This window comes from Monashia sp. HAY1-5C (assembly GCF_056755255.1).
Genome location: NZ_JBPGXG010000180.1, coordinates 1 through 7,580, shown reverse-complemented (window position 1 = coordinate 7,580; position 7,580 = coordinate 1). Strand labels below are relative to the sequence as shown.

Below are 7,580 nucleotides of genomic sequence, written 5' to 3'. Positions count from 1 at the left end.
GTACTGGTACTGCGTGCCGTCCCAGGTGTACGTGCCGCCCACCGTCTCTGCCGCCGTGTAGGACGACTCGTTGACGGCGGCCGTCGTGGCACTGCCCTTGACCGGCAGGAACCACTTCGGTGCGGAACCGGCCTGGATGACCGTCCCCGCGGCGTTCTTCAGCTGGAACTTCATCGGGATGGTCTGACCGGCGTTGAAGACGCTGGTGGCCAGGCCGGTCTGGTGCGCGGTGTCGTTCACGGGCTGGAGGAACAGCGTCGTCCCGTAGCCGTAGACCACCTGGTAGGTGACCGACGCAGTGCCGACGTTGCCGGCCCTGTCCGTTGCCGTTGCCGTGTAGGTGAAGGTGCCCACCCCGTTGGCCGTGCCGCCGGTCCTGGTGCCCGTGGCCGGAGCGGCCAGGCCACTCGTCCCGTCGGTGGCCGAGGCCGTGGCGGTCGGGACCGCGCCGACGGTGTAGACAGCGCCGTCCTTCACACCGCCGATGGAGACGACCGGTGCCACGGTGTCGACGTTGATCCCGCTGACGGTGGTCGTGCCCTTGTTGCCGGCGTTGTCGACGGCCGTGCCCGTGGCGCTGTTCGCACCCTGAGCCGAGAGCGTCGCGTCGGGCTGGCAGCTGGCGATGCCGCTGACCGCGTCCTTGCAGTCGAACTGGACCGTGACCGCCGAGCTGTACCAACCAGCGGCGTTGGGGCTGGTCGTCGCCTTCCCGGTGATCGTCGGCGCGGTCTTGTCCACCAGGACGGTGACCGTGCCGGCGGTCTCGGTGTTGCCGGCGTTGTCGACGCTCCAGTAGGAGACCCTGTGGGTGCCCTCGCTGGTGACGCTGACCGAGGTGCCGGTCTGCGGCGCCCCGCCGTCGACCGCGTAGTACGTGCTCGCGACACCCGACAGGTTGTCGGTCGCGCTGAGCTTCACGGTGACGTCGCTATTCTGCCAGCCGCTGGGCGCGGTGGCGTCGGTGCTCGGGGCGTGCCGGTCGATCTTGATACCGCCCAGCGTCGCGCCCTTGGTGTTGCCCGCCTTATCGCTGACCGACGCGCCGACCGAGAGGTTGTCGCCCTCACCGGTGACGACCGAGTTGGCCGGGGTGGCGTCGTCGATCCCGGAGAGGGAGTCGCCGGCGGTCCACTTCACGGTGACGTCGCCGTTGTACCAGCCGTTGCCGTTCGGAGCCGTGGTGGCGGCGCCGCTCAGGGTCGGGTCGGTCTTGTCGACGTTGATCCCGGTGATGCTGAACGGGTCACTGGCGTTGTCAGCTGCGTCCGTGGCGGTACCACCGGCGCTCTGGTTGGCACCCTCGCCCAGGGTCTTGGCCACGGGGCAGGACAGGATGCCTGAGAGGCCGTCCTGGTCGGCGCACGTGAACGTCGCGGTGACGTCCGCGTTGAACCAACCCTTGCCGTTCGCGTCGGCCGACAGGATGCCGGTGACGGTGGGCTTGGTCTTGTCGACGTTGACCGTGGTCTCGTCGGTGGCCGAGTTGCCGGCCTTGTCCGTGGCGGTGCCCTGAACCTTCTGCGCGGCGCCCTCGCCCTTGGTGACGGGCGCGGTGCAGCTGGCGATACCGGAGCCGCTGTCGGTGCACGTGAAGGTGACGGTCACGTCGCTGTTGTTCCAGCTCCGCGAGTTGGCGCCCGGCGCCTGCGTGTGGCTGATGCCAGGTGCCGTCTTGTCGATCTTCACCTCGATGTTCTTCTGCGCCTCGACGTTGCCGGCGTTGTCCACGCTCCACACCTGGAGGGTGTGGACGCCCTCGCTGTCGATGGTGATGCTGGTGCCGGTACCGACGGCATCCTTGTCCAGCTGGTAGTGCGTCGCCGCAACACCGGACAGGTTGTCACCGGCGGTGAGGGTCACCGTGACGGAGCTGTTGCTCCAGTCGGAGACGTCCGAGACCGTGGTGCTCGGCGCGGTCCGGTCGATCTTGACCGGGGCGCTCTTCGCGGAGGTCTCGTTGCCGGCCAGGTCGCGGACCGAGGCCCCGGTCGTGAGCCCGGTGCCCTCGCCGACGATGGTGCTGTCGGCCGGGGCCGCACCGTCGATGCCCGAGAGGGCGTCCGCGGCGGTCCACTTGACGGTGACGTCGCCGTTGTACCAGCCCGCCCCGTTCGGCCCGGTGGTCGCCGCCCCATTCAGGGTCGGGGCAGTCTCGTCGACGTTGATCGGGCCCACGGCGACGTTGTCGGAGTTGCCGGCGGTGTCCGTTGCGGTGCCCTTGGCTGTCTGCGCCTTGCCCTCGCCCAGCGTGTCAGGCGACGAACAGTCCGCGATTCCGGAGAGCGCGTCCTTGCAGGAATAGCTCACCTTGACGTCCCCGGCGTACCAGTTGTTGGTGTTCGCGGCGCGGTCCGGCGCACCGGTGATGGTCGGCTTGACGGTGTCGATGCTCACCGTGGCGTCGTCCGTCTGGGTGTTGCCGGCGTTGTCGACGGCGGTGCCGGGAACGGCCCGGTCCTGACCGTCGGTGCTCACCTTCGCGTCGGGCGAGCAGGTCGCCACGCCGGAGAGCTTGTCGTCGCACTGGTAGGCGACGGTGACCGGGGTGTTGTTCCAGCCCTTGGTGTTCGGAGCCGGGGTGACGGTGTGGCCGACGGTCGGCTTCGTGAGGTCGATCTTCACCGTGGCGGTCTGTGCCGCCTCGGTGTTGCCGGCCTGGTCCACGCTCCAGTACTTCAGGGTGTGGACACCCTCGGAGTTGATCGTGAACGAGGTGCCCTTGACGGCGTCACCGTTGTCGACCGCGTAGTAGGTCGCGTCGACGCCGGACAGGCCGTCTTCGGCGTGGAGGGAGACCGTCACCGCGGTGTTGTTCCAGCCGCCGGGTGCGTCAGCACCGGTGGTCGGGGCCGTGCGGTCGATGTTGACTGCAGCGCTGTCGGCGGTGGTGCTGTTGCCGGCCTTGTCGGTCACCGTGGCGGTGTCCTTGAGGCCGCTGCCCTCACCGGTGATGGTGCTGTCGGCCGGAGCCGAAGCCACACCGGAGCGGTCGTCGCCGGCGGTCCAGGCGATCCTGACGTCGCCCTTGTACCAACCGTTGGCGTTCGGGGCGGCGGTGGGCTTGCCGCTCAGCGTCGGCGCGGTCTCGTCGACGTTGATGCCGCCGACCGTGGTGGTGGCCGAGTTGCCGGCCGCGTCGACCGCGGTGCCCTCGAGCGACTGGTTGGTGCCCTCAGCGAAGGTCTTGTCCGCGGTGACGGTGTCGATGCCGGACAGGGCGTCCTGGCCGTCGAAGTGGACGGTGACGTCGGTGTTGTTCCAGCCGTTGACGTTGGCGGCCGGGGCGCGGCTGCCGGTGATGGTGGGCTTGGTCTTGTCCAGGCTCACCGTGGCCGGGTCGGTCGCGGTGTTGCCCGCGTTGTCCTTGGCCGTGCCCGTCACCGTCAGAGCCTTGACTTCATCTGTGACGCTCTGGGGCCCGGTGCAGCTCGCGATCCCGGAAAGCGTCGCCTGGTCGTCGCAGGTGAAGGTGACCGTGACGTCAGCGTTGTTCCAGCCGTTGCTGTTCGCCGCCGGGCTGAGCTTGTGCGAGATGGTCGGGTTGCTCTTGTCGATCTGAACGGTCACCGCCCGGGTCGCCTCCACGTTGCCGGCCTTGTCAACCGAGAAGTAGGTGACGCCGTGAGCGCCCTCGCTGGTGAGGGTGACGGTGGTGCCGGTCTGCTGGGCGCCGCCGTCGACCGCGTAGTACGTGGCGTCGACACCGGAGAGCGCGTCGTGCGGCGTCAGGGTGACGTCGACACTGCTGTTGACCCAGCCGCTGGGGGCTGAGACGTCGGTGCTCGGCGCGGTCTTGTCGATCTTGACCGGCTCGCTGGTGGCGCTGGTCGTGTTGCCGGCCTTGTCCGAGACGGACGCGGAGGCGGTCTGGCCCTCACCCTCGGTCGACAGGACCGAGTCGGCGGGCTTGTCACCGGCGAGGCCGGAGAGCGCGTCGTCAGCGGACCAGGTCTGCGTGACGTTCGTGTTGTACCAGCCGTTCCCGTTTGGGGTCGTGGTCGGAGCGGCGCTCAGGTTCGGCGGGGTCTTGTCGACGTTGATGCCCGAGACCGTCGCCGTGCCAGCGTTTCCGGCGTTGTCCACCGCGGTGCCGGTGACGCTCTGGCTTGCGCCCTCACCGAGGTGCTGGGGTCCGGTGACGGTGTCGATGCCGGAGACGCCGTCCTTGCCGTCGAAGGAGACGGTGACGTCGTCGGAGTACCAGCCGGCGGCGTTCGCGGCCCGATCCGGCGCTCCCGTGATGGTCGGGGCGGTCTTGTCGATGTTGACCGTGGCGGTGCCGGTCACGCTGTTGCCGGCGTTGTCGGTCGCCGTGCCGGTGACCTCCTGCGCCTTGCCCTCGGTGCTCAATGTCCGCGGCGTCGTGCAGTCCTTCAGGCCGGAGAGGTTGGCTTGGTCGGCGCAGGCGAAGCTGACTGAGACGTCGGTGTTGTTCCAGCCGTTGGCGTTCTGGGCCGGCGCCTGGCTGGGCGTGATGCTCGGCGAGGACAGGTCCACCTTGACGGTGAAGGACTTGGCGCTCTCCTTGTTGCCGGCGTTGTCCACCGAGTAGTAGCTGACGGTGTGGATGCCCTCGGCGCCGACCGTGACGGTGTTGCCCTTGGTCGGGGTGGAGGCGCCGTCGACGGCGTAGTAGGTGCTGTCGACGTCGGACAGGTTGTCGTTGGCCGTCAGGCCGACGGTGACCGGGGCGTTGACCCAGCCGTCCGGCACTCCGGTGGCCGTGGTGCCCGGTGCGGTGCGGTCGACCTTGATGCCGTCGACCGTCGCCGACGCGGTGTGGCCGGCCTTGTCGCTGACGCTGGCCGAGGCGGAGAGGGCGCTGCCCTCGCCCTTGACGACGGAGTCGGCCGGGCAGGCGACGACGCCGGACAGGTTGTCGGCGCAGGTCCAGTGGACCGTCACGTCGCCGGTGAACCAGCCGTTGCCGTTCGGGGTGCCGAGGACCTTGCCCGTGATGGTTGGGGCGGTCTTGTCGACGTTGACGGCCGACGTTGTGACCGAGGCGCTGTTGCCCGCGGTGTCCGTGGCGGTCGCGGTGTCGGTCTGGGCGGCGCCCTCACCGAAGGTGTGCGCGGTGTCCTGGGTCTTGATGCCGGACAGGGCGTCGGAGGCGGTGTAGGTGGCGGTGACGTCGTCGCCGTACCAGCCGTTGGCGTTCGGCGCCGGCAGGGCGTCGACGGTGATGACCGGCTTCGTCTTGTCGATGCTCACCGCAGCCGGGTCGGTCGCGCTGTTGCCCGCGCTGTCCGTGACGGTGCCCGTCACGGCCTGGGCCTTGCCCTCGGTCGAGACGGTCTGCGGGCCGGTGCAGCTCGCGACACCGGAGAGTGCGTCCGAGCAGGTGAAGGTGACGGTCACGTTGGCGTTGTTCCAGCCGTCGGCGTTCGCGGCCGGGCTCTGGGTGTGACCGATCGTCGGCGAGGTCTTGTCGATGCCGAAGCTGACCGTGTGTGCCGCCTCAGTGTTGCCGGCGAGGTCGGTGCTCCAGAACTTCAGGGTGTGGTTGCCCTCGGCGGTCACCGGCACGCTCGTGCCGGCGATCTGGGAGCCGCCGTCGAGCTGGTAGAAAGTCTTGTCGACGCCGGACAGCCCGTCGTTGGGGACCAAGGTCAGCGTGACGTCGCTCTTGTTCCACGCCGGAGGTGCGGTGACGGTGGTGTTGGGCGCGGTGCGGTCGATCTTGACCGGCGCGCTCTCCGCGTTGGTCGAGTTGCCGGCCTTGTCGGTGGCCGTCGCGCTGGCGGTGAGAGCGGCGCCCTCACCGGTCACCAGGCTGTTGGCCGGGTTGGTCGTGCCGGAGAGGCCGTCGGTGGCGGTCCACGCGACGGTGACGTCGCCGCGGTACCAGCCGGCGGCGTTCGGGCTCGTGGTCGGCGCACCGGAGAGCGTCGGAGCCACCTTGTCGATGTTGATGCCGCTCACGGTCGCGCTCGCCGCGTTGTCGGCGTTGTCGGTGACGGTGCCTGTGACCGACTGGTTCGCCGCGCTGGTGCTGAGCGTCGTCGGTGCGCTCGAGGACTTCACGCCGGACGTGGCGTCGCTCGGCGTGAAGGACACCGTGACGTCGGTGTTGTTCCAGCCGTTGGCATTCGCGGCAGGCGTGCGAGCTCCGACGATGGTCGGGGCCGTCTTGTCCAGCTTCACCTGTACGGAGCCGTTACCGATGTTCCCGAGCTTGTCGGTCGCCGTCGCGGTCTTCGTCACCGTGCCGTCAGCCGTCACGCTGTCCGTGGCGGGGGTCGGGCCGCTGCCAAGCCCCGCCGGGTCGTCCGCGGACCAGGCGATGCCGACGTTGGTCCGGTACCAACCAGCGCCGTTCGCAGGCGAAGAGGAGCTGAGGGCCGCGGTCACCGTTGGGCCGGTGCCGTCGGCTACCACACTCGCGGAACTGGTGTCGACGCCGCCGCTGCAGCCCTGGGAGTTGTTGTTGCTGCCGGCCTTGATGGTGACGACCTGCGCGCCGGTTGCCCCCGTCGGAACGGTGAAGTCGAACAGGAAAGGAGAGGCGCCCGAGACTATGCGTCCGGTGAAGGCCCCCGAGACGTCCACGCACTTGGTGGCGCTGTCCGCGTTCACGGTCAGCCTGACTGCGGCGCCCGGCTTGGCATACACGGTGCCGTTGACGGTAGAGGTGCCAGCTCCGCCGAAGCTTGCTGACGTGAGAGTGGCCGCATAGGCGGCAACGCTGGCCCCGGTGGCCAGGAGCGTGATGCTGGCAGCAGAAGCAGCCAAGAGCCTACGTGCAGGCATGAGTCGGTTCCCTCCCGTATGAAGTCGACGGATTCGCCCCCGCGAGTCGACGTGGTCACGTTAAGGGCCGTGGAAGAGCTGCGTCTGCCGAATGGGAAAGGGTCGGGAAATGCCGCTGGTTCGCGAGCATGTCCATTTGTCCGAATTGTGAAGATCGGTCAGTGACCGAAGGTTTCGTACGCTGGCCACAGCCCTCGAGGGCTGCGGCCGCCGGGGCCGGAGGAGGCCTCGCAACCGGTCTCTCCTGACCAGGCTGAGGCCGCTTCCGGGGAACTCCCGTCGGTAGCTCGAGGCGAGGTGCTCGACTGCCACCACATCTTGGGGCTGGCCTCCCGAGGGTGACCCTCCACCAGTCGTCTTGCGGCGGATGTCATTCTCGGACAACGTGTTTCGCTACTGATGATCGGCGTCGAAGGGCCAGCGGGAGCTGTTGTTGGGTGCTCCGGTGCGGGCCCCTGCTGGTGGTGCCGCCGACCGCCGCGGGGCTGTTCCTGGCCGCCTGAGGGCGCAGCCCGGCGCTGCGCCACGCGCCCTGCTGATGCAGATGTCGAGCTCCGGGGCGTCGACGTCCGGGCTGTCCGGATCGTTTGCACATTTGAACGCGCCACTCGAGAGCAGCCGAGCGTTTGCACATTTGAACGCGGCTCGACCGCCTCTTCGGCGTTTGCATAGTTGAACGCCGAAATCATCCGGCGATGCGGAATTGCTTTTACGTTTTCCCTGTGCCGTGGGGGCGGCGCTCCACCGACTCTTGTCGCCCAGCGGAGGGGGGCCCGCACGTGGACAGCCAGCGGAGCCTTCCGCGGGACGCGTTGTCGTACCCC

2 protein-coding genes are annotated in these 7,580 nt (G+C 68.9%); one reads left to right on the top strand and one right to left on the bottom strand.

Translation table 11 applies throughout. From position 1 onward, the window contains the following. Nucleotides 1-5,928: OmpL47-type beta-barrel domain-containing protein (locus ACR9ZK_RS19680; protein WP_481343661.1), on the bottom strand; the 5,928-nt coding region annotated here is incomplete at its 3' end. Between ACR9ZK_RS19680 and ACR9ZK_RS19675 the strand changes: the two genes are divergently transcribed. After that, nucleotides 5,912-6,682, top strand: a complete 771-nt coding sequence (locus ACR9ZK_RS19675; protein WP_481343660.1) for a hypothetical protein — start codon at nt 5,912-5,914, stop codon at nt 6,680-6,682. The genes ACR9ZK_RS19680 and ACR9ZK_RS19675 overlap by 17 nt on opposite strands. Nucleotides 6,683-7,580 lie beyond the last annotated feature (898 nt).